We start from the raw sequence: 22,362 nt of genomic DNA, 5'->3' as shown, positions 1-22,362 counted from the left end.
CTTGACTAGGTATTTTTAGAAAAAAAGCCTATTTTTTCATAGAAAATAGACTCTTTTCTGTAAAAATTACCTGTTTTACAAGTTTATTTTTAGGATAACCTAACAATATATAGGGAGTGGAGTAACTTCTCTCGTTTTTTATTAAAAATACAGAATTTTATCTACTTTTTCCTTGAAGCTTTAGCAAGAAGGAAACCAAACATTCCTTCATACAAGGCAAAGAAAAGTACAAAGGCATGGAGGAAGAAAGTCTCTGGTAAAATCAGAATAACTCGATCCTTTGCTGGATCAAAAAGCCAGGTATCGTCTCCCACAAAGAGAATCTGATGGAAAAGAGTAAAGAATTGCTCAAAACCAATCAACACTCCTACAAGCCCAATGATCAGAGGCAATAGTACTAAAGTCAGAATACTTTTACGATATAGTGCTAAAAAGCCTTTTTTCACAATCTTTCTAACAAAGAAATAGAAACTTGGAAGTGTCACTAGGGCAACTAGCTGAACCAAGTGGAAGAGATTCTTCACCACCGCAAAGTGGTGTAGACCAGCCGCTGACGAACGAAAATCTGGCATCTCTAAGACCTGACTAAAGGGATTGGCCAGGTAATTCATCAAGATATGAAAGTTATAAAGAATGGTTTCTGGCTTTAGATAGACTCGATTCTCTAAGTTCAGCCACTGAATCTCCATGGGATAGAAAATCCAAGCCAGATAAATGGTTAAGAGAATAGAAAGGGAGAAGAGAAAGAGCATACTTCCCCAAAAGGTTAGTTTAGTTTTCATCAAAATCCCACTCCGCAAGGCTCGAAAGGACATGAGTTGGTGCAATTGGCAGGTCCGCTACTTCCTCTGCCTTGGTAAAACCTGTCGTCACCAAGAGCGTTGGAATACCATTGTCAATCCCTGCTCGGATATCTGTCAGGTAGTTGTCCCCAACCATGAGCAATTCTTCTCTTTTCAAGCCCAAGTGCTCAACTGCCTTGTCCATAATGATAGCATTTGGTTTCCCGATATAAACTGGTTTCACTCGTGTTGCTACTTCAAGAAGTGTAATTAGTGAACCAGCACCTGGCAAAAGACCACGTTCCGTCGGGATATTGAGGTCAGGGTTGGTTCCGATAAAGTGAGCACCCTTTTGGATAGCTAGAGTTGCTGTGGCAAATTTTTCATAGTCGACTTGCCAGTCCAGTCCAACTACCACATAGGCTGGATTTTGCTTGTCTTCGACATAACCAGCCGCCTGAATGGCATCCTTGAGCCCCGCTTCACCGATGACATAGACTGTCTTTTCCAGTCCCAAGTCATTCATATAGTCGATGGTTGCCAAAGTTGCTGTGTATAAAGTCGATAGAGCCGTGTTGATATTAAAATTCTGAGCCAACATCTCTTGAACGCTCTCAGGAGTACGAGTTGTATTGTTGGTTACAAAGAGATAAGGAATTTCTCGCTTTTGCAACTCATGGACAAAAACCTCTCCTGCCGGAATTCGGTCTTTCCCCTTGTAAATGGTTCCGTCTAAATCAATTAAATAACCTTTATAAGTCATATCGCTCTTTCTAATTGCCTTCAATTTCTTGCCAAGTAATCATAGCTTGGGCATTGATCTCGCCATCACTGATAATCTCATGCTTGCTTTCTAGTCCCTTGAGTTCATAAGCTGAAGCAATCATGCCACCTGGCCGCACTTCTTTGACATACTTGAGATTGATTTTCTTTGGAATGTACTTGGTTAGAAAATCGGCACCCATGACCTCAAAAATCCAGTCTAGGTATTTACTATTATTGACATGACCATTCATATCCAAATCGTAAAAACGAACATGGTAGTCTTTACTGATTGGATCTTCTAGATTTACATACTTTGGCCCACGGATGAGTTTTTTATCAAACTCAGACTGGTAAGGCGCAACAATCTCCGGTTCTACAGCATGGACTTTCCGACTATCTCTGTCCATGAGAACAAAGGTTGCTACCATGCGAATGATTTCTTGACCTGCTTCATCATAGATAGTGAAACGGCGGTAGCAAAAAAGACGATTGTAAGTCAATGCTTCTGTTTCAATCGTAATCTCTTCAGAAAAGCGAGGCAAGCGAACCACTTCAATTTCATAATCCGTGATAATCCAGACCAGATTGTAACGTTCTAACACATCCTTGTCGCTAACTCCCAGTTCAATCGACTGCATACCTGATACTTGCAGGGACAGCAAAATCACATCTGGAAGTTTGATATGACCGTTCATGTCCGCCATATCAAAAGGAATTTTCATTTTCATTTGATAAGTTAAGCCCATTGTTCTACTCCAAAATAAATCGTTCTGCTACAGTGTCTCCTAAAAAGAGACCTCTCTTTGTCATTCGGACACGATCACCATCGATCTGCATAAGACCTTGTTGAACCAAGTCTCTGATGATTTCGCCATAAAGTCCATCAAAGGATCGTCCAAATTTTTCCTCAAATCGCGCCATGGAAACCCCAGATTTCTTGCGGAGGCCTAGGAACATTTCTTCTTCCATCTGCTCCTTTTGGCTCAGGTGTTCTTCAGTTATCCGAGCATTTCCTGCCTCCACTGCGCCTAGATAATGTCGAATAGGTCCGTGGTTTTTATAACGAATTCCGTTCACATAACCTGAAGCACCTGCACCGATACCATAATACTCGGCATTGTCCCAGTACATGAGATTGTGGCGACTTTCAAATCCGGGTTTAGAGAAATTGGAAATCTCATAATGCTCAAAACCAGCTCGCTCAAGCTCTGTAATGATGTATTCAAACATCTCCGCTTCCAGTTCCTCCTTGGGCAGAGGCAATTTCCCACGTCTCATGCGGTTCATAAAGACTGTATGATTCTCCAAAATCAAGCTATAAAGACTCATATGGGGAATATCAAGCGATATAGCCTTAGCTACATTGTCCTTGACCTGAGCCATAGTTTGACCAGGTAGAGCGTAAATCAAATCGATGGAAATATTATCAAAACCAGCGAGTTTGAGGCGGTCAATATTTTCATAAATATCCTTCTCCAAGTGACTACGCCCAATCTTTTTCAGCATTTTGTCATCAAAAGTCTGCACACCTAAAGAAACACGATTGACTGGCGACTGTTTCAAAACCGCAATCTTATCCACGTCTAGATCTCCTGGATTGGCCTCAATGGTCAACTCTTCTAAGACTGACAAGTCCAAGTTTTTGGTCAAGCCATTCAAGAGCACTTCTAGTTGCGGAGCTGACAAAGCTGTTGGTGTCCCACCTCCAATATAGAGAGTTCGCAACTTTTGGATATCATAAGAACGAAACTCTTCTAGCAGATGCTCCAAATAACTATCTACTGGTTGATTCTTAATAAACACCTTTGAAAAGTCACAATAATAACAAATCTGTGTGCAAAAGGGGATATGCACATAGGCTGACGTTGGTTTTTTCTGCATATTATTTATTATACCACAAAGACTGCTTTCCAGATAAAAATCACCATCTCCAGAACCAGAGATGGTGATACCTTATACTTCAGTAATATCAATGATGATTTCTTCTTGGTCTTCAGCAACATCGGGAGTTGCTGACTGTTCTTGCCATTGCTCCTTGAGATTGTTAAAGGTTTCTTTTGATGCTTCTGTCGCTTGTCGTGCACATGTTTTGGCTTGATCAAGGACACTTTCAAAAGTAATTTCACCAGATTCTACTTGTTCCTTTGTTCTCAGCACAAAGTCCGTTGCTTGTTCTTTCACTTCTGTCAATTTCTCACAGACTTGCTCTTTGGCATATTCTGGATCTTCTCTCAAATCATCTAGAAAATCTTGAGCTTGACTGCAAACTTGCTTGCCCTTGTCACTGGTTAAGAACAAGGCTAAAGCTGCACCTGATACAGTTCCTAAAAGGATAGAGGATAGTTTTCCCATGAGATTTCTCCTTTTTTATTTTTTGAAAAATTTACTTGCGACACGGAGTGCAGATAATCCAGCACCCGTCTTAAGTGTTTTTGATCCAGCTGATGAAGCTTTCTTGCTCAAGACACGAGCTTGACTATTGAGGTCAGATACTGACTCAGATAAGTCCGCCACCGCCGTAAAGAGTGGGTCGATCGTCGCAACCTTAACATTGATATCGTCAACCAAGACATTAACTTTTACCAACAATTCATTGGTATGATGTAAGGTAACATCTACATCTGAAGACAAGGTTTTGATGGTTTTCTCCGTCTCATCAATCATTCGACCTGCTTTTTGAATCGTAATTGTCAAATAGACTAAACAGACAATCAAAGCAATGGCAACAAGAATATAAGCAACTTCTAACATTTATTTTTCCTCCTCTGTATGATAGAAAGGGGCTTTCTTTCGATTTTGATAAAGTATGATAAAAATACCGAGTCCGATAAGGACAACTGATAACCATTGGGAAACTCGCAAACCAAAGAACATGAGGCTGTCTGTCCGCATCCCTTCGATAATCATACGACCAAAGCCATACCAAATCAAGTAGAAAGCAGTGATATGACCACGTCTGATTCCCTTTAATTTTCGTCTAAAAATCAGAATCAAAGCAAATCCAATCAGATTCCAAACCGACTCATATAAGAAGGTTGGCCGACGGTAACTACCGTCAATGTACATCTGATCACGAATGAAGCCTGGCAAATAATCCAGACTATCTACTGCTGCACCGTAGGCTTCTTGGTTAAAGAAATTTCCCCAGCGGCCTAAACTTTGGGCAATCAGAACGCTCGGCGCCGCAATATCTAAGAAATCCCAAGTATTAATCAACTTTCTATCTGCGAAGATATAGAGTACAATAGCTCCTGCTATCAAACCACCATAAATGGCCAAACCGCCATTCCAGATGGCAATCACATCACCTGGATTTTGAAGATAGTAATCTAAGCGGAAAAGCACATAGTAAAGTCTGGCACCTAAAATTGCAATAGGAAAGGCAATTAAGATAAAATCTAGAATGTCATCTGACAAAATCTTCTTTTTAGGGGCTTCTTTCATGGCAAGATAGACTGCCAAGACCAAGCCTGCCACAATACACAGGGCATACCAACGAATGGAAAAAGGACCGATTTCAAATGCAACTGGATTAATCATGTTTCACCTCATTTTGAGCGATCAGATTTGTCAAACGTTCTTCAAATAAACGTGTCGCATCAAAGCCCATTTCCTTAGCACGATAGTTCATTGCTGCCGCCTCAATAACAACAGAGATATTGCGTCCTGTTTTTACCGGGATGCGGATACGTGGAATAGCTACACCAGAAACTTCTAATTCTTCTGCATTGTTTCCTAGACGGTCAAAAGTCTTATGGGTATCGTAATTTTCCAAATAGACAGCCAGCTGAACTTGTGAAGAATCTTTTACAGCGCTTGCTCCATAGAGACTCATAACATCGATAATCCCAACTCCACGAATTTCAAGCAGATGCCTTAAAATTTCAGCTGGTTCTCCCCAAAGAGTCATCTCATCCTTAGAATAAATATCGACACGGTCATCCGCTACTAGACGATGGCCACGCTTCACGAGTTCTAGACCTGTCTCACTCTTACCGATACCACTATCCCCTTGGATCAAGACTCCCATGCCATAGATATCCATCAAAACACCATGTACACTCGTACGTTTAGCTAAACGGGAATCAAGATAACTAGATAACTCTCCAGACAAACGGCTGGTTGCTGTCCGACTGGTTAAAATCGCAATCTTGCATTCTCTAGCAGCCTTCAACATTTCTTCTGGAACCACCAAGCCACGTGCGACGATGACCGCTGGTGTTTCTGGCAGAAACATTTTTTTCAAAACTTGATAACGGTTTTGAGAAGGCATACTAACCAAATAGGACCACTCCTTCATCCCCAAAAGTTGGATCCGTTCTGGAGTGTAGTAATCAAAATAGCCCGTCATTTCAAGACCAGGTCTCGTAATGTCCGCTGTGTTGATTTCTTTTTCAAGCAATTCGCCTTCGCCGTATACAATATCTAGTCTGAGCTTTTCAATTACTTCTCTTACTAAAACCGACATAATTTCCTCCTTCAATCGAGTTCTCCTTACTATTATATCAAATTGTAGTTGGAAGTTTCCTTTTTTTGCAGGATTTACAGTATTTATTTAAAAATAAAAAGACTAGACAAGTCTAGCCTTTCATTTCAAATTAGAATTTTTTACGTTTACGAGCTGCTTCTGATTTACGTTTACGTTTTACAGAAGGTTTTTCATAGAATTCACGTTTGCGTGTTTCTTGAAGAGTACCAGCTTTAGTAACCGCACGTTTGAAACGACGAAGTGCATCGTCAAGAGATTCATTCTTACGTACTACTGTTTTAGACATTTTTTTCACTCCCTTCAAGTTCAAGATCTATTCTATTTTACATGCAAAATGAATAAATGTCAAGAGGAAACTAGTTAAAAACCACCATTAGTATGTAATATTTCTTTTTCAAAGCTATTAATAAACATTAAAAAAAATTTAATTGATGTCTTCAAACCTTATTTTTAAATCTTTTAATAATTTCTTTAAATCTTCAATTTTATTTTCTAAATCTTTATCTGAAACTGCTTTAGTATTGTGTACAAGGTTATTTCTAAACCTACGAATTTCATCTATGTTTGTTCTGTCTTCTTTATTTAATTCATCTCTTCCACTTACAAGTACTTTTAAGCCTTTATGGAAATCATTAAGTTGGGTTTTATACCTTATCTCATCCTCTAAGCTATTCCACAAGTTTAAAAATGTTCCGATTAAATTTCCGCTATTCTCCTCATTTCCTATATAGTCGTATTTTCTCTCCTTAAGTCTATCACAAATATCTTTCATTATATCTTCTTCTGGATATAAATTTCCCTTTTCAATAGGTCTTTCAGAGCCCCAAAAGCTCTCAGTATTTTCAAATTTATAAATAGCAACTATTCTTCTATTAAAATCTAATTCCCCTTTTTCTATATCGTCATCAGAAATGAATTCTGTCTGTACCAAATAACCTTCTTGAAAAAACGGTCTTTTTGAAGAGCTAGAACTTATGCTTAGTAATCTTACGTTTGTAATATAATCTTCAGAATCTACCGAAATCCTACCGTTTACATAAGGCATTCCTAATACATAAATATATCCAGTATTATCTACATTGTCTAATATAGCAAATGAACAAGCAACTTTTAAGGACTGGGTTAGATCTAATAGTGGGGTTTTACATACTTCATAGTGCTGTAATATTGAATATTGCAGTAGCTTTATTTTCTTTATTTCTTTTATCTCTTCTTTATCAACACTACTATTATTTTCTAATTCCTTCATTAAGGTACTCGATGCTTGTTCTAAAATATCAAATTCAAATTTGATATCTTTCTCACTATTTAAACGATATATTGTAGGATATAAAGTAGCGTATTTATTTTTTATATAGTTATTATTTTGTCCACGATAAAACAACATAACATCAGGATTTTTATATGAGAGTTCTGCTATTTCCATAATTAGATCATGAAATGTCTCAATATTGATGGTATGGCTTCTTACGAAAGATGTAACATTTCTAGTAGTTTGGCCTTTAAATTTATGTTGTTTATAATGCTCTTTTAATTTTTTTGTTAAATTATTATAAGTTACTGAATATTCTCTCATAAAAAATCCTTTTAAAAATATTATTTTCTGTCAACTATCACTTACTTTTATGTAATGCTTATCTACCAAGTGACCAAGTACGATTCTATTCCTATACCATCGTTCTATTTACATCAATTTAGTGTTAAAGAACCATCCAACCCAAAGGATTGAATGGCTAACATTATTCTTCAGTTTTATTTTTCAAGTAAGCTTAGCGCTTCTGCATCTGCAATGATGGTCACGTCAGGGTGGTTTTGTAGGCTACTTGCTGGTAGATTTTCAGTTACTGGGCCTGACACTGTTCCAGCAATGGCTTCTGCTTTTGACTCACCATAAGCAAAGAGAAGGATAGACTTGGCATCCAAGATGTTTTTAATTCCCATTGAAATGGCTTGGGTTGGGACGTCTTCAATCTTGTCAAAGAAGCGAGCATTAGCTTCGATGGTAGACTGGTCAAGTTCGACTAGATGTGTTTGGCTATCAAATGGAGTTCCTGGCTCGTTAAAGCCGATATGTCCATTGCGACCGATTCCCAAGATTTGCAAATCAACTGGATGGTCAGCCAAAATTTGGTTGTAGCGTTCAACTTCAGCTTCAGCATTATCCTTAACCCCACGAGGCAAGAAACTTTCTTTAAATGGTTTTTGGTTGAACAAGTTCTCTTGCATGAAGTAACGGTAAGATTGTGGATTGTCCCCATCAAGTCCCACATACTCATCAAGGTTGACACTTGTTAGATTTGAAAAATCAAGGTCACTTTCAACGATTTCTTTGTAAAACTCAAGTGGACTACTTCCTGTCGCAAGTCCCAAAGTTTGAGCGCCATTGGCCAACTTTTCCTTCAAAATTTCAAAAGCTACTTTTCCACCTTCGATTTGGTTTTCAACTTTAATAACTTTCATCTTTTCATCCTCCATTTTAATCTATATTTATTATATGGTATAGACCAATTCTTGTCAAGTGAAAACGATTTAATTTCTAAAAAAAGAGCGTCCAAACTTGAAACGTGTTATAATGGATAAGATTAGAAGTTAGAAAGAATGATGAAAAAATGAATACAGCTGATTTTGATTTCCACTTGCCTGAGGAATTGATTGCCCAAACACCCCTTGAAAAACGTGATGCCTCTAAACTCCTCATCGTCAATCGTGAGACGGGAGAATTTCAGGATAAACACTTCCACTCTATTATTGATATGTTGGAACCAGGTGATGCCCTTGTCATGAACGACACCCGTGTTCTCCCAGCCCGCCTCTATGGTCAAAAGGAAGAAACAGGTGGCCACGTGGAGCTTCTCCTTCTTAAAAATACTGCTGGTGATGAGTGGGAAGTCCTAGCTAAACCTGCCAAACGCCTCAAGGTCGGTACTCGCGTCAGCTTTGGAGATGGTCGTCTCAGCGCTGTCGTTACGGAAGAATTGACCCACGGGGGCCGTATTGTCCGCTTTGAATACCAAGGAATTTTCCTAGAAGTTTTGGAAAGTCTAGGTGAAATGCCACTGCCGCCTTATATCCATGAAAAACTAGATGATCGCGAACGTTATCAAACGGTCTACGCTAAAGAAAGTGGCTCTGCTGCTGCACCGACTGCTGGCCTCCACTTCACCAAAGAACTGCTAGCAGAAATCCAAGCCAAAGGTGTCCATCTAGTCTATCTCACTCTGCACGTCGGACTCGGAACTTTCCGTCCCGTTTCTGTTGACAATCTGGACGAACATGAAATGCACTCAGAGTTCTACCAACTTTCTGAGGAAGCGGCTACCACCCTTCGCTCTGTCAAGGAAAATGGAGGCCGTGTCATCGCTGTAGGAACTACTTCAATCCGCACGCTGGAAACTATCGGCTCCAAGTTTGACGGACAAATCCAAGCAGATTCTGGCTGGACCAATATCTTTATCAAGCCTGGATATGAGTGGAAGGTCGTGGATGCATTTTCAACCAACTTCCATCTGCCAAAATCAACTCTCGTCATGTTGGTTTCTGCCTTTGCCGGACGTGACTTAGTCCTAGATGCCTATCACCATGCCATCCAAGAACACTACCGCTTCTTCAGTTTTGGAGATGCCATGTTTATCTATTAAGAAAATCCCTATTAGAAAACCTAATAGGGATTTTTCTAATTATTCCATACTAAACTTTGGATCCTTCAAACTCTGCACACTGGCATTGATAACTGCTCCGATAATCAAAATCTTAGCGATGAGAATAAACCAGAACATCATGACCACCACGATAATGGAACTGAAGAATCGAACATCGACCAGATGATTGACATAGTTATTGAAATAGACAGAAAAGATATTCAACAGAAAGACAAGAGTCAGCAAAACGAAGATACTACCAGGAAAAACGTAGCGAATACGAGGGACTCTAACGTTTGGAAGGAAATAGTAGAGCATGACCAAGATGGCAAAGAGCAAGGCATAAATCAAAGGGCCTGTAAAGTCCTGTAGATAATCAAAGAAAGGACTGTCTGATTGCCAGTAAGTTTTGAGGAGGTTGAGCAACATACGTCCAAACATACTCAAAAATAAGGCTAAGGCAAAAAGAATTTGCAAGCCAAAGCTGACGAGTAAACTCATCAGTTGATGGGAGATAATTCCTCGGCTCTTGGCCACTCCATAAGCCTTATTAAAGGCTTTTTGGAGGAAATCCATCGATTTCGAGAAGGTCCAAAGTGCAGACAAGACTGCAAAACTCAGCAAACCAGTCGATGGTTGAGTCAGAACTTCTCGGACAATCTTTTCAACCACATCATAGACTGTATCTGGTACAAATTCCTTGATGGTGAGCAAAAAATTTGAAATCGGAATTTGAAAGTAGGGCAAAATATTGACCACTATCATCAGCAAAGGAAAGATTGAAATCAACCAATAGTAGGCAACCGCAACACTGGTCAGTTCACTATCGGAAGCTTGATAAAAATGTAAAAAAGCTTTCAACAAGGGCCGTTCCATCAGCTCTTTCCACCACTTTTTCATGTTGCGATCCTCCTAATACAATTTGATTTTCTAAACTAATTTCTTCTGACTAATTCCATCATATCATAGGGTAGGGTATTTGCGGCTTCTTTTAGAGAATAATTTTCAAGATTGTTGACATTTTGCCGTAATTTCTTGGCATACTTGGTCGTAATCAATTTCTTCTCTTCGTATTCAAAGATTAACTTACGTTCTAGGTAGTAACCTCTTAGCATTTCATCGATATTGTTTGGTTTGATACGAGTGATAACACGTTCGACAAAGGCCCCACTACCGATAATAGCTGTTTCACGCAAGCGAGACTCCTGCATAAAGCTAATCAGACTACTCTTGTAGATTCCTTTTAGGTTTTCCAAACTTTCGATAATCAACTCCGTATTCTCCAGATAAAGTTCGGATATTTGATCATAGTCAAGAGCTCGAAGGCGACGTTGCTCCTTGTCATTCCAACTACGGAAGGTCTGGCCAAAGGTCAGCAATTCATGCAAGACAAAACGCAAGATACGGAGGGATACAAGGAAGTAATATGTTAGGCGCGAAGCCACCTTGCGATTGATGCTCTGTTCCATATTTTTCAAATAGCGTTGGTAAACTTGATAGCCACGCTCACCGATTTTCCCTTCCTCGTAAGCCTGCTCTAAACCATCGCTTTCGATACTCAAGATGAGGAGTTTTAAAGCCTCCCAGTCTTCTTGGGCGCTTTTATTTTCTTGACTAAGGATTAGGTTTTCAATTCGACCGTGATAATTATCAATAGCCGCATAAAGGGGTAGTTTGTTCTTATGCCCTTCCAGTTCTTTTTCTAACTCTCCTGTGACCTCATTTAAAATTGCAATGTGCATGAGGTAATCCTTGGTTTCTTCTTGCTCCTCGGAAAGGTGGGGAAGAACTAAGAGACCTGTTAGAAAGCTTAATAGCGTGACACCCGCTACAAGGAAAAGTAAGAGGGGATACTCCTGCTCTAGATTACTAGGTATGAGAAGAATGGTTGCAATAGATACCGTTCCTTTTACACCAGAGAAGGTCAAAAGAAGCATATCCTTCATGTAATTACGAAGATTTTTCTTGAGCCGTCGAGTTCTCCAAATATAGAAGCCATAAATCATGACAAAGCGAATGGCAAAAAGTAAAAGTGTCAGTAAAACAACCGATACCAATAAAAGTAGGGGATTATAAAGGGGATTAGTCAGAATAGGTTCTGCTATCATTTCCAATTCTATTCCCAAGATGACAAAGACAGATCCATTGAGCATAAAGGTCACGGTATGCCAAACAGTATCAGTAACGGTATCAACTTGGGCTTCAAGTAGTGTGATTTTCTTGAAACGACTGGCCTTCAAAATCCCTGCAACTACAACTGCGATAATCCCTGAAACATGGATTTCTTCGGCGATAAAAAAGGTCATAAGAGGCAAACTCAGTTCAAGCAAAAGTTCACTGGCTATATCCGTCGCTCGCACACTCAGTAAAAATGTATGTAGGAAACGATTGATCATTGCCGTCACAAAGCCGACCGCAAAACCACCTATGATAGACAGGGCTAAAGAAGTCCCAGCCTGACTAAGAGAAAAAGCACCTGTTGTCCAGGCAGCCAGAGCCACTCGAAAGGCTACCAAGCCAGAAGCGTCATTTAAAAGTCCTTCTCCTTTGAGGATATTAGATACCCGCTTTGGGAAACTAAAACGCTCAGACAGAGAAGCAAAGGCTACCAAATCCGTCGGACCAAGCGCTGCACCAACAGCCACGCAGGCGGCTAAGGGAAGGCTGAGCCAAAGGAAATGAGCCAAGGCTCCCAAACTCAAGGTCGAGATGAAAATCACTGGAAATATTAAGTAGACAATGATACGCCAGTGTTTTAAAACAGATGTAATATCTGCTTCTTGAGCTTCACGAAAGAGTAGGGGACCAATAACAACTGCCAAAAACAGCTCGGTATTGAGATGATATTCAGTATTTGGCAAAAAGAGACCAATGCCAATTCCCAAAAGGATTTGTACTAGGGGAAGGGGCAAAAAAGGCAAGAGTTTATTAGTCGTACTGGAAACAATTAAGACAAATAAAAATAGAATCAGGTAAATGAGTAATTCCACGCAATTCCTCCTTAGTCTTTTTTACAGCAAGATTCAAATATCTCCTTCTGCTCTTGGATTTTCTGATCAATCTTGGAACAGTCTTTGTGCTCAATTTTTTTCTGGCACCGTTCCATTTCAAGAGCTACTAACTTTTTCTTGATTTTGAGCATTTTCTTACTCATATGCTCCTCGTCGAGTACTCCAACCGCTCGCTCATGCTGCGTTGACTCAACAAAATTTTGGCGCATAGCCTCTAATTTCTCACGTAGGTATTGTTTATCCATGCCTATATCTTTCTAATTTCTCAATCATAACTAAAAACGGGGGATTATTGACTTGGTTGAGGGTTCGATAAATCACAACTGTGTACTCTTGTTGGTTCAACTGACTCACAAAGTCCAAAACAGCATCCCTCTCGGTGTCTCCTCCCTCATGACCATAATAAATCATAATGGCAATCCGTCCACCCTTGACAAGCAAATGACAGAGCTTTTCAAGTGCTTCCATGGTAGTCTGAGGTTTGGTGATGACGGATTTGTCAGCAGAAGGCAAATAACCCAGATTAAAAATCCCTGCCTTAGCTTCTGTCACAAACTGGTCAAGTGTCTCATGCCCTTTCAAAATCAACTGGACATTTTCTAAACCTGCTTCATTTAAACGGTCTTGGGTTTTCTCCAAAGCTTGCTCTTGAATATCAAAGGCATAGACTTGCTTGGCTAGCTTGGCTAAAAAAAGCGTGTCATGTCCATTCCCCATGGTCGCATCCACAACGATATCCTCTTTTGTCACGACTTCAGCCAAAAAATCATGTGCCATCTCAAGTGGTCTTTTCATTTCCAAACTCCTGTTTTACAACCTTGCATCCTTGAACACTTCCTCGACGTCTCATCTCAGTTTCAATAGCATTTAGCACTTCCCATTTATTGAGGCTCCACATGGGGCCAATCAACATATCTCTAGGTGCATCTCCTGTGATCCGATGAATAACGATATGCTTGGGAATGATTTCTAGCTGATCACAAATGACCTTGACATATTCGTCCTGACTCATTAGTTGCAAGCGTCCTTCGTGGTAATCTCTTTGCATCCGTGTATTGGTCATGAGGTGAAGCAAGTGCAGTTTAATTCCTTGAATATCATTATCGGTGACACAACGGCGAACATTTTCGACCATCATCTCATGAGTTTCCCCAGGCAGTCCGTTGATCAGATGGGAAACAATCTCAATCTTAGGATATTTCCTCAAGCGTTTGACTGTTTCTACATACAATTTATAAGAATGGGCACGGTTAATCAAGTCAGAGGTTGTCTCATATGTAGTCTGTAAGCCTAATTCCACCGTCACATGCATTCGTTCTGACAACTCAGCCAAATATTCGATGGTTTCATTGGGTAAACAGTCTGGCCGCGTTCCGATATTGATTCCCACTACACCAGGTTCGTTGATGGCTTGTTCATAACGCTCCCGAATCACTTCCACCTTTTCATGGGTATTGGTAAAGTTTTGAAAATAAACCAGATACTTTTTAACATCCGGCCACTTGCGGTGCATAAAGTCGATTTCCTTATAAAATTGCTCACGGATAGGGGCATCTGGTGCTACAATGGCATCTCCAGAACCCGAAACCGTACAAAAGGTACAGCCCCCATGAGCCACAGTTCCATCCCGATTTGGACAGTCAAACCCTGCGTCAATAGGAACTTTAAAAGTCTTTTCTCCAAAAAGTTTTCGATAATAATCATTCAAGGTATTATAAGATTTCATAACCTTCATTATAACAAAAATCACTAACAATCTCAAAAGCCTGCCTTTGCCATAAAATCCTCTGTTTCTCGTTTCCTTTAGTGATTTTTTATGATACAATATGGGTATGATTTTAATGAAAATAGCATCTATTTTATTATTGATTTTAACCTTGGTAGTTTGCTTTATTGTCACCAAGCTTTTCGGACTTAGGAAAATAGGATTTAATTTCGCGGATTTAGCTTTTCCACTTTTGGTATTCGAGTACTACCTTATCACTGCTAAAGCCTTTACCCACAACTTTCTACCGCGACTTGGTGTTACCCTTTCTCTCCTAGCAATCCTCCTAGTTATCTTTTTTCTCCTCAAAAAAAGAAGTTTTTACTACCCTAAATTTATCAAATTCTTCTGGAGAGCTGGTTTTCTCCTTACCCTGATTATCTACATAGCTATGATTGTCGAATTGATGATGGTAAAATGATCACTAACCCTGTATTTAATTACCGGGTTTTTCTTTTACTCCTATACTTAAAAAGACCAGAGGAAGCCTCTGGTCTTTTTGTCACAGCCTCTTTTAAGCTATAAGGCATTCTACAGCCTGAAAATACTAAACTCTAATCTTCTTTTTTGCCTTTAGTGGCGACTAAGCCTGCACCCAAACCGAGAAGAGCTAAACCTGCTGCTACTGCTACTTGGCTTGCAGCACTTCCTGTATTTGGCAACTGCTCTTTTTGAGCTTGATTAGCTTTACTTGAAGCAATTTCTTTTGTATCTGCTTTTTCTGATACTTGTGGTTTTGTAATTTCTTGAGGTACTGGTTTGGTCGTTTCACCAGCTGTACCGACTTCGATGATGCGATCCTGAGCTATAACTTTATCATAGCTATCTTTTTCAGTTCGCTTGCCATTTTCAACTTCGATTAAGTGAACACGGATACCTTGTCTTCCTTCTTGAAGGATGCGAGTTTGACCTGCTGGAAGTTTGTCATTCTTTTGTTCCTGAACTTTGAAATCAATGATTTCTTCTTCTGAGATAAGCTCAGGAAGATTAAGAACGAGGTTCTTAACTTCGTCTTCTGGAAGAGAAGTTCCTGGTTTAGTACCAACTTCTACTATACGATCTTGAACAGCGACTTTATCGTAAGTTTCTTTAAGCTGACGTTTTCCATTTTCCACTTCAATCAAGTGAAGACGGATACCTTTTTGACCTTCTTGGACAACACGAGTTTCTCCTAGGTACAACTTATCAGACTTACGCTCCTGAACCTTGAAGTCGATGGTTTCTTCTTCAACTACAAGTTCTGGTCTGTTAAGGACTAGGTTCTTCACTTCGTCTTCTGGAAGAGAGGTTCCTGGTTTTGTTCCGACCAAGACGATGCGGTCTGTCGGAGCCTCTACCACTTCCCGAAGTTTTTCTTCTTTACTTCCATCAGGATTAATCGCTGAAAAGATACGTTCTTTACCAACTTTTCCTTCTTGTTCTACACGAGTTTCTCCTAGATACAGCGTTGAATCCTTTTTCTCAACTGTCTTGTAGGCCAAATCGTTTTCAACAAATTCGAGTTTTGGAAGTTCTTCTTGTACAGCAGCAACTGTCTTCTCAGAAACTGGTTTTTCCTTGGTCAACTGGATACGGTATTCCTTGACTTGTTTTCCACTTTCTGAAACAAGACGAACAAGTACTGGAAGGCTATCGTCTCCGCTATCTACAACTGTTGAAGCCACTTGGTCTGTTTCCTCAACTGAAACTTTTGGACGTTGTCCGCTATAAGTTACTTGATAGTCTTGACGGTTTTCAGCGAAATCAGGAAGTTCTTTTCCATCTACAAGAATCTTCGATTGAGTGCTTTCTTGAGGCAATTCGCTTGGAGCAAGGAAGGTCATCTCAATTATCGCAACACCCTTCTTATCCGCTTTGCGCTCCATACGCCATCTCATGGCTTTGGCTTTGACAGCTTTAAAGGTAACGTTAATTTCATCACCGGCTTCAATGTCTTTATCCGCACGATAAGGAACAGCTTCCCAATTTTCTGGATTGTTGAATGGATGGTCTGCGTCGTAGGCTTGGTAGTTTGAATAGTAGGTTGGCACTTCAAACTCTGGACCGACATAGCGTTCTAAAACGAGTTTAGATGGTGCATCCGTACCACTATCTGCAAAGAAGTGAAGTTTAGCTTGAGCAACAGTCCGTTCTACAATCTTACCATTTTCACGGAAGATCACACCCGCTGATACTTCTGGATTAGAAGATGGTGTTGGAGACCAGTTTGTCCAACGACGATTTTCAGAATGATCTCTATCATTGATATAGTCAACACGGTCATGAGAACTGTCGTCAATATCATTAGTTGCTGAGGCAAAGGCTTGGTTACTATTTTCATCATAGTTAGGGTTTTCTGAGAGGGCCTCACCAAGTTTGTCTGTCACTCGTACAGAGAATTCCGCAACGAGGTCACTACCAAGGACACGACCTCGAACAGTAAATTGACCTGCTTTTGTCAGATTTTCTGCTGGAACTTCTTCCCATTCAACTGCCAAGTCTTTTGTTTCATAGCCGTCTTTACCTGTGAAGTAAACCGGAACCTTAGTTGGCAATTCAAGTGGTTGACCTACTTGTACCAAACGTGCTTGTTTAACCGCAGCAAGAGGTTTACGAGAAAGTAAGTCTTTGTCCTTAGTGAAATGTAGACGGTATTCTCCTAAGATGTCACCATTTTCAGCTTTCGCGATGACACGAACTGGCTCACCTTCACGAACGCTTGGAACAACCGTCGCAAGACCATTGTTGCTAACACTTGCTGTTACTGTAGGAACTTTTCCATCTACAGACTCAAGATAGTAGTCTGTCAAATCAGGGTTGAAGTTTGCTAATTCTTTACCGTCAACTTGGATTCTCGTTTGTCCTTGTTTGGCTGCCGCAACTTGTTTCGCAAAGATTTGTACCTCTGTGATAGATGTTCCTTTCTTGCTATCAAGTCGAACCATACGAATGCGAACCGCATAGGTATCAACTTTATCAAAACTGAAATGATTCATTTCTCCAGCTTTTAATTGAGCTGGTGCTTTGAGATTGCTTACCTCTTTCCAGTTTGCAGGATCGTTAAAGACATGGTTTTCCTCACCTACAAAGCTAGGATTTTTAGGAGCTGTTGGAACAGTCTTACCAACATAATACTCAATCACATAAGACTTAGGTACACCAACTCCGTGGTCTTCGTGGAATCCGACACTTAGATTATCAACAGAACGTTTGCTCAAGATACCTGAATCTCCGAATAGGACACCGACTGAAGCTTCTGGATTAGTACGATTCCAGTTTGTCCAACGGTTGGCTGGTCGGTCATTAAAGGAAATCAATTTATCGTTGACATTTGAAACAGGGTCGCTTGGATTTGAGTCTGAAGCAAAGGCAAGTGGCAATTCTGAACCGGTCCATTGGTCAGAAATATTTGCTCCTTGCTCAGTTTGAGCAGACACACGAACATGAAGTTTGGTAGTTAATTGCGTACCTTCTAGGCGACCATTAACTGTAAAGACACCTTCCTTGGCGTATTGCTCTGAACGAATCGTATCCCAAGTAACCTTAGCTGATGAAACGTGACCATTTGAATCGTAGGTACGAACACTTTCTGGTAATTGTGGTGCTTCAGCGATTGGTGTTGTCACACTGACTTCTTCAACAGAAACAATACCTTCTACAGAGACTTTAGCACGCGCTTCAAGGTCAATCCCTTCAACTTTACCTAGTACTTCAAAGGTTTGATAGGAGTCTAGTTTTTCTTTCGGAATAGCTTGCCAAATGACTTTATGAGTTTTAGGGAAACCTTTGTCATACTCAACAGTTACTGTTGTTGGAAGAGTAGGTTCTTGATGCAAGTCTGTCACTACATTTACTGGACGGATAGATTGCGCAACCTTCGTCTCAGTATTGGCTTGGATAGTGAGTTCAACTTGGCCTTTAGCTCCCTCATATTCCGCTTTCAGAGTGACTGCTCCAGGCTTATGTAACTCAAGCATTCCTTTACGAACTGCGACTTCCCCTTCACCACTTGTAGAGAAGGTTACTTTATCAGCTGGTAAAACTGCTTGTGTTCCGTCTTGATAGTGAGCGAGGACGGACAATTTCACTGTTTGGTCTTCTTTAAGTGCGTTAGCTTGCTCTACTTGTAGGCTCAAGTGGTCAATTTTTGGTGCTTCTTCAAGGAATTGAATTGCATAGGTTTGAAGAGGGCCACCATCTTTTGGTTGAACATAGATGCTTGCGCGCATGCCGTTTGCTGCACTTGCTTGGACTACAGTAACATCCGCATTTTCAGCACTTGCTACAACTTCTGGCAAGGATGCACCGTAAGCAAGAGTTCGATATTGCATTGGATTTTGAGTAGTAAGACCAGTGACAGCTTCACCACCAACCGTTACAGTTGGTACTGCAGGTGCCGCAGCCTCACCTTCTTCTACTACAAGGGTAGCGTGAATAGTCTCACCACCCAGTTGGCCAGTCATTGGAATACGTGATCCTGCAACTGACAGTTTAGCTTTATCTGTTTCCGCAATCTCCCACTTATCAACTTCGTATTCTTGAACGCTTCCATCCGTTACAGCAATAGAAACGTATTTGTCAACAGCGCTCAAGTCTGTTCCTGGAGCAACACGCTTAACAGTTGGAAGCTCATTTGCAATTGCTAGAATTTCGACACGGGCCTCAACTTCGCGTCCGTCTGCCATACCTTTAACAGTCACAACTCCTGCTTGGCTCACATCAACTGAAGACCAAGTTACTGGACGTTTTTCACGACTGCCATCACTGTAGATAAAACCGACTGTCTTCGGCATTTTTGGCTCTTTCTCAATAACAGTACGTACTTTTGGCACCTCTGTACCTAAAACAGTCTTTTCTTGTCCTTCTTTCTTACCAGTAAAGACGGTGACTTGGTCCGATTTCAAGAGATCTGAATGGGCTGTTAGCGTGAATTTGCCTGCTTGCTCAGTTGATTTAACAATGGCAACCCCTTTACCGTTAAAGGCTCTGCGAATCCAAGAACCATCTGCTTGTGCCTTATAACGTTCACGACTGGCTTGTTCCCCATTATCGACACCGACCAGTTGACCTTGTCCATGCAATTGGAAACGAACCAATTTATTGGCAGTTGGTACCACATTTCCTTCACTGTCTACGATTTCGTAGTAGATGTAGGTCAAGTCTTTTCCATCTGCTGCGATTGCATGCTCTTCCTTGACGAGGCGAACACCTGCTGGTTGGCCTGCAGTAGTGATCTTATCACGTGCAATTTCTTTACCAGCTTCATCACGAGCTACTGCTTCTAAAGTACCTGGTTGGTAAGCAACCTTCCACTCAAGGTAGAGTTCCTTGGCATTGGCACCTTCTTGGTAAGTGCGTCCATCGCTAGTTTGTTTTTTGTTGAAGGTCTTAACTCCGAGAGATTGACCGTTCAAGAACAATTCAACACTTGCAGCATTAGAGTAAGCGCGAACTGGAATCTTTCCTTGTGCATCTTCTACTTTAGAGGCCAAGTCTCTATTCTCCCAGTTCCAGTGAGGAAGAAGGTGAACCATTGGTTTCTTCTTAACAGAAACCCATTGGCTTTGGTAGAGGTAGAAGTCATGTTTTGGAATACCAGCTGTATCAACAATACCAAAGTAAGAACTCTTAACTGGTGTATGGTTTTGGTTGTGCCATGGTGTAGGCTCCCCGATATAGTCTGTACCAGTCCAGATAAATTGTCCTGCGTAACCAGCATTGTCACGGTCAAAAGTCCATGAAGCGGTTGCAGTTTTACCCCAACCAACACGGTCATTTCCATAATCAGACTGTTCGTAATGACGCTCAGGTCCGTTACTATGTTTCAATTCCTGTTCAGGGCGATAGTAACTTCCACGTGTACGGGTAGCTGAAGATGTCTCAGAACCGTAAATCAACCAGTTAGGATGTTTTGCACGAAGAGCTTTGTAGTTGTCTTCAGAATAGTTGAATCCAACCGCATCCAGTTCATCAGCAATTTTCTCATGTCCACCACTACCATTACCGAAACGGAACTTATCTGCACCCATGGTAACGTAACGAGTCTTATCAACATCCTTGATAACTTTGACCAAACGTTTAACAGTTGCTAGAGAGTGGGCATCCCCATTAGCTTCACCGATTTCATTACCAATCGACCACATGAAGATAGCTGGGTTGTTCTTGCCTCTTTCGACCATGGTACGTAGGTCAAAATCAGACCATTTTTCGCCTTTTCGAGCTTCTGGGTGAGTGGCATCTTTTTCAAAGAAACGACCATAGTCATAAGGTTTCTTTCCACCATACCAAGTATCAAAGGCCTCTTCCTGAACCAGCAAACCAAGTTCTGCAGCGATTTGCAAGGTTTGCTCACTAGCAGGGTTGTGGGTTGTACGGATGGAGTTGACCCCCATCTCCTTCATTTGTTTGAGACGACGGTATTCTGCCTTATAGTTTTCTTCTGCTCCAAGTGCTCCGTGGTCATGGTGCAAGGAAACTCCATGGAATTTAATGCGTTCACCATTCAAAGAGAAACCTTCATTTGGAGTCCAGTGATAGTAACGGTAACCAAACAGATCCTTCTTAGCATCCACCAACTGACCATCACGGTAAACACGCGTAATCAATTCGTACAAGGCAGGTTTATCATTTAAAACTGTCCAGAGTTTTGGTCTTTCAACTTCTAAAATCGCATCTAGGCTTGTTGATTCATGTGCTTTCAAGGTACGACTCGCTGTACGAACCAAGCCTGTTACAGCCTGACCACCACGTTCAACGATTTGATACTCTGCTACAAGTTCATGGTCTTTATCGTCTGTATTGACGATTTTGCTGGTCACATGTGTTTCAACCTTGCCATGTTGCTGTTGTTCTAGTTTTGGCGTTAAGATGGTTGTACCATTTTTCTCAACATGAACCTTATCTGTCACTTGCAAGGTCACATCACGGTAGATACCGCTACCTGAATACCAACGGCTACTTGGTTGTTTGTTGATTGCATGGACAGCAATCACATTCTCACGACCATCTTTGTGGAGGTATTTGGTAATATCGTATGAGAACTGGTTATAACCGTTTGGATAATGTCCCACTAACTGGCCATTGACAAAGACTTGAGAATCCATGTAGACACCATCAAAGGTCACACGAACATTCTTCTTGAGATCTTTTTCATCAAGTTTAAAAGTCTTACGATACCAAGCTTCACCACCATTGAGCTGTCCACCTTCGTTTTGGGCAGGTGATTGATGGTCAAAATCGTTAAAGATACTCCAGTCGTGTGGTAGATCCAATTTTTTCCATGACGAAACATCTGCATCTGGTTTCACAGCTTCTTTAGAGTTCGCATTGAGTTTAAAGTGCCAATTTTGATTAAAATTCACTTTTCTGTCTTCAATCATTTGATTTACTTCTTCATTTGTCGCAGCTTTCAAATCTTCCTTAATAGGTTTTTCTTGACTTGAAGCTTGAGATTCTACCTTTGGAGCTGTTTCTTCAGGTTTTAGTGACGCTTTCTCCTCTTTCGGAGCTACAGGTTCATCTTCTTTCTTCTCTAGTTTGCTTTCTTCAATTTGAGCAGCTTGACCTTGATCGACACTTACAGCCTCGTTATTCTCTACTACTGCTTGATCCTGTTTTTCCTCCACTGCTGGACTTTCCTCTTTTGCTTGTTCTACAGTGTGCGCAATAGGAGTTTCATCGGCAAAAACTGGTGATTCTCCAACAACACTTCCTCCAAATAGAAAAGCACAGGTTCCAATCATGACAGAGCAAGCTCCTACAGCAAACTTACGAATACTGTATACTCTTTTACGATTCCAAAAGCCTTTTTCCATAAAATCCTCCTTTAGTAACCGCTTCCATTTCTTTGCAAGCGCATTACTTTTTTATAGCCTTTTATCCTTATTTTATAAAATAATATAGGAAATTTCAATACCCTAAACACAAAAAATCA

Annotated in this window: 19 protein-coding genes; 2 read left to right on the top strand and 17 right to left on the bottom strand. The window is 40.6% G+C overall.

The genetic code is table 11. The features are described 5' to 3' along the window. Positions 1-161: 161 nt before the first annotated feature. The 11 genes from SNAG_RS03465 to SNAG_RS03415 all read right to left on the bottom strand — a co-directional run bounded on the left by SNAG_RS03465 (position 162) and on the right by SNAG_RS03415 (position 8,496). On the bottom strand, positions 162-782 hold the full coding sequence (locus tag SNAG_RS03465; RefSeq protein WP_000850611.1) for a TIGR01906 family membrane protein: 621 nt from the start codon (positions 780-782) through the stop codon (positions 162-164). Next, on the bottom strand, positions 772-1,545 hold the full coding sequence (locus SNAG_RS03460; protein ID WP_096406570.1) for a TIGR01457 family HAD-type hydrolase: 774 nt from the start codon (positions 1,543-1,545) through the stop codon (positions 772-774). The genes SNAG_RS03465 and SNAG_RS03460 overlap by 11 nt, the downstream gene beginning before the upstream one ends. 10 nt (positions 1,546-1,555) lie before the next feature. Then, positions 1,556-2,293: an acyl-[acyl-carrier-protein] thioesterase gene (locus SNAG_RS03455; protein ID WP_096406568.1), complete on the bottom strand. Its 738-nt coding sequence runs from the start codon at positions 2,291-2,293 to the stop codon at positions 1,556-1,558. 4 nt (positions 2,294-2,297) lie between these two features. After that, on the bottom strand, positions 2,298-3,428 hold the full coding sequence (gene hemW, locus SNAG_RS03450) for a radical SAM family heme chaperone HemW (RefSeq protein ID WP_096406565.1): 1,131 nt from the start codon (positions 3,426-3,428) through the stop codon (positions 2,298-2,300). A gap of 72 nt (positions 3,429-3,500) precedes the next feature. Then, positions 3,501-3,899 (bottom strand): YtxH domain-containing protein, encoded by a 399-nt coding sequence (locus SNAG_RS03445; protein ID WP_000517385.1) that lies wholly within the window; start codon positions 3,897-3,899, stop codon positions 3,501-3,503. 15 nt (positions 3,900-3,914) lie between these two features. Further along, positions 3,915-4,298 (bottom strand): DUF948 domain-containing protein, encoded by a 384-nt coding sequence (locus tag SNAG_RS03440; RefSeq protein ID WP_049538298.1) that lies wholly within the window; start codon positions 4,296-4,298, stop codon positions 3,915-3,917. Next, on the bottom strand, positions 4,299-5,087 hold the full coding sequence (gene lgt / locus SNAG_RS03435; protein WP_096406563.1) for a prolipoprotein diacylglyceryl transferase: 789 nt from the start codon (positions 5,085-5,087) through the stop codon (positions 4,299-4,301). Further along, entirely contained in the window at positions 5,080-6,015 is a 936-nt protein-coding gene (gene hprK, locus SNAG_RS03430) for an HPr(Ser) kinase/phosphatase (RefSeq protein WP_000115193.1), read from the bottom strand. The genes lgt and hprK overlap by 8 nt, the downstream gene beginning before the upstream one ends. 130 nt (positions 6,016-6,145) lie before the next feature. Next, positions 6,146-6,322: a 30S ribosomal protein S21 gene (rpsU, locus tag SNAG_RS03425; RefSeq protein ID WP_000048054.1), complete on the bottom strand. Its 177-nt coding sequence runs from the start codon at positions 6,320-6,322 to the stop codon at positions 6,146-6,148. A gap of 138 nt (positions 6,323-6,460) precedes the next feature. Beyond that, entirely contained in the window at positions 6,461-7,612 is a 1,152-nt protein-coding gene (locus SNAG_RS03420; RefSeq protein ID WP_197702782.1) for an FRG domain-containing protein, read from the bottom strand. A 176-nt stretch (positions 7,613-7,788) separates the two neighbouring features. Further along, on the bottom strand, positions 7,789-8,496 hold the full coding sequence (locus SNAG_RS03415; RefSeq protein ID WP_000864591.1) for a glucosamine-6-phosphate deaminase: 708 nt from the start codon (positions 8,494-8,496) through the stop codon (positions 7,789-7,791). 149 nt (positions 8,497-8,645) lie between these two features. On the opposite strand from SNAG_RS03415, the gene queA reads away from it, so the two are divergent. Then, positions 8,646-9,674, top strand: coding sequence for a tRNA preQ1(34) S-adenosylmethionine ribosyltransferase-isomerase QueA (gene queA / locus SNAG_RS03410; RefSeq protein WP_096406560.1), 1,029 nt, complete (start codon positions 8,646-8,648; stop codon positions 9,672-9,674). A 39-nt stretch (positions 9,675-9,713) separates the two neighbouring features. Here the strand turns inward: queA and SNAG_RS03405 are convergent, their stop codons facing one another. Genes SNAG_RS03405 through SNAG_RS03385 form a run of 5 tightly spaced genes read right to left on the bottom strand, consistent with a single transcriptional unit; the run spans position 9,714 to position 14,420 of the window. Next, complete coding sequence (locus SNAG_RS03405; protein ID WP_096406558.1) at positions 9,714-10,574, bottom strand: YihY/virulence factor BrkB family protein; 861 nt, start codon at positions 10,572-10,574, stop codon at positions 9,714-9,716. Positions 10,575-10,609: 35 nt separating this feature from the next. After that, entirely contained in the window at positions 10,610-12,664 is a 2,055-nt protein-coding gene (locus tag SNAG_RS03400; protein WP_096406555.1) for a cation:proton antiporter, read from the bottom strand. 11 nt (positions 12,665-12,675) lie between these two features. After that, entirely contained in the window at positions 12,676-12,930 is a 255-nt protein-coding gene (locus SNAG_RS03395) for a hypothetical protein (protein WP_000361099.1), read from the bottom strand. Continuing rightward, a complete protein-coding gene (locus SNAG_RS03390) occupies positions 12,923-13,480 on the bottom strand; it encodes a tRNA (mnm(5)s(2)U34)-methyltransferase (RefSeq protein WP_172842383.1) in 558 nt (185 codons plus the stop codon). Before SNAG_RS03390 ends, SNAG_RS03395 begins: the two co-directional genes overlap by 8 nt. Continuing rightward, entirely contained in the window at positions 13,464-14,420 is a 957-nt protein-coding gene (locus SNAG_RS03385; protein ID WP_096406550.1) for a TIGR01212 family radical SAM protein, read from the bottom strand. Before SNAG_RS03385 ends, SNAG_RS03390 begins: the two co-directional genes overlap by 17 nt. Positions 14,421-14,511: 91 nt before the next feature. On the opposite strand from SNAG_RS03385, the gene SNAG_RS03380 reads away from it, so the two are divergent. Next, complete coding sequence (locus SNAG_RS03380) at positions 14,512-14,871, top strand: DUF3397 domain-containing protein (protein ID WP_096406548.1); 360 nt, start codon at positions 14,512-14,514, stop codon at positions 14,869-14,871. A 133-nt stretch (positions 14,872-15,004) separates the two neighbouring features. On the opposite strand, the gene bgaA is transcribed toward SNAG_RS03380, so the two are convergent. Then, on the bottom strand, positions 15,005-22,243 hold the full coding sequence (gene bgaA / locus SNAG_RS03375) for an LPXTG-anchored adhesin/beta-galactosidase BgaA (protein WP_096406545.1): 7,239 nt from the start codon (positions 22,241-22,243) through the stop codon (positions 15,005-15,007). Positions 22,244-22,362: the final 119 nt, after the last annotated feature.

The organism is Streptococcus sp. NPS 308, from assembly GCF_002355895.1.
In the GTDB taxonomy this organism is placed as follows: domain Bacteria; phylum Bacillota; class Bacilli; order Lactobacillales; family Streptococcaceae; genus Streptococcus.
This window is presented reverse-complemented; position numbering and strand designations above follow the sequence as displayed.

What these genes read in the sequence shown, in the direction of transcription:
- SNAG_RS03405 (WP_096406558.1), bottom strand. Translation starts at nt 10,574, where the DNA reads ATGAAAAAGTGGTGGAAAGAGCTGATGGAACGGCCCTTGTTGAAAGCT.
- bgaA (WP_096406545.1), bottom strand. Translation starts at nt 22,243, where the DNA reads ATGGAAAAAGGCTTTTGGAATCGTAAAAGAGTATACAGTATTCGTAAG.
- SNAG_RS03390 (WP_172842383.1), bottom strand. Translation starts at nt 13,480, where the DNA reads ATGAAAAGACCACTTGAGATGGCACATGATTTTTTGGCTGAAGTCGTG.
- SNAG_RS03385 (WP_096406550.1), bottom strand. Translation starts at nt 14,420, where the DNA reads ATGAAGGTTATGAAATCTTATAATACCTTGAATGATTATTATCGAAAA.
- SNAG_RS03420 (WP_197702782.1), bottom strand. Translation starts at nt 7,612, where the DNA reads ATGAGAGAATATTCAGTAACTTATAATAATTTAACAAAAAAATTAAAA.
- SNAG_RS03455 (WP_096406568.1), bottom strand. Translation starts at nt 2,293, where the DNA reads ATGGGCTTAACTTATCAAATGAAAATGAAAATTCCTTTTGATATGGCG.
- SNAG_RS03440 (WP_049538298.1), bottom strand. Translation starts at nt 4,298, where the DNA reads ATGTTAGAAGTTGCTTATATTCTTGTTGCCATTGCTTTGATTGTCTGT.
- lgt (WP_096406563.1), bottom strand. Translation starts at nt 5,087, where the DNA reads ATGATTAATCCAGTTGCATTTGAAATCGGTCCTTTTTCCATTCGTTGG.
- SNAG_RS03415 (WP_000864591.1), bottom strand. Translation starts at nt 8,496, where the DNA reads ATGAAAGTTATTAAAGTTGAAAACCAAATCGAAGGTGGAAAAGTAGCT.
- hemW (WP_096406565.1), bottom strand. Translation starts at nt 3,428, where the DNA reads ATGCAGAAAAAACCAACGTCAGCCTATGTGCATATCCCCTTTTGCACA.
- hprK (WP_000115193.1), bottom strand. Translation starts at nt 6,015, where the DNA reads ATGTCGGTTTTAGTAAGAGAAGTAATTGAAAAGCTCAGACTAGATATT.
- SNAG_RS03445 (WP_000517385.1), bottom strand. Translation starts at nt 3,899, where the DNA reads ATGGGAAAACTATCCTCTATCCTTTTAGGAACTGTATCAGGTGCAGCT.
- SNAG_RS03460 (WP_096406570.1), bottom strand. Translation starts at nt 1,545, where the DNA reads ATGACTTATAAAGGTTATTTAATTGATTTAGACGGAACCATTTACAAG.
- queA (WP_096406560.1), top strand. Translation starts at nt 8,646, where the DNA reads ATGAATACAGCTGATTTTGATTTCCACTTGCCTGAGGAATTGATTGCC.
- SNAG_RS03465 (WP_000850611.1), bottom strand. Translation starts at nt 782, where the DNA reads ATGAAAACTAAACTAACCTTTTGGGGAAGTATGCTCTTTCTCTTCTCC.
- rpsU (WP_000048054.1), bottom strand. Translation starts at nt 6,322, where the DNA reads ATGTCTAAAACAGTAGTACGTAAGAATGAATCTCTTGACGATGCACTT.
- SNAG_RS03380 (WP_096406548.1), top strand. Translation starts at nt 14,512, where the DNA reads ATGGGTATGATTTTAATGAAAATAGCATCTATTTTATTATTGATTTTA.
- SNAG_RS03395 (WP_000361099.1), bottom strand. Translation starts at nt 12,930, where the DNA reads ATGGATAAACAATACCTACGTGAGAAATTAGAGGCTATGCGCCAAAAT.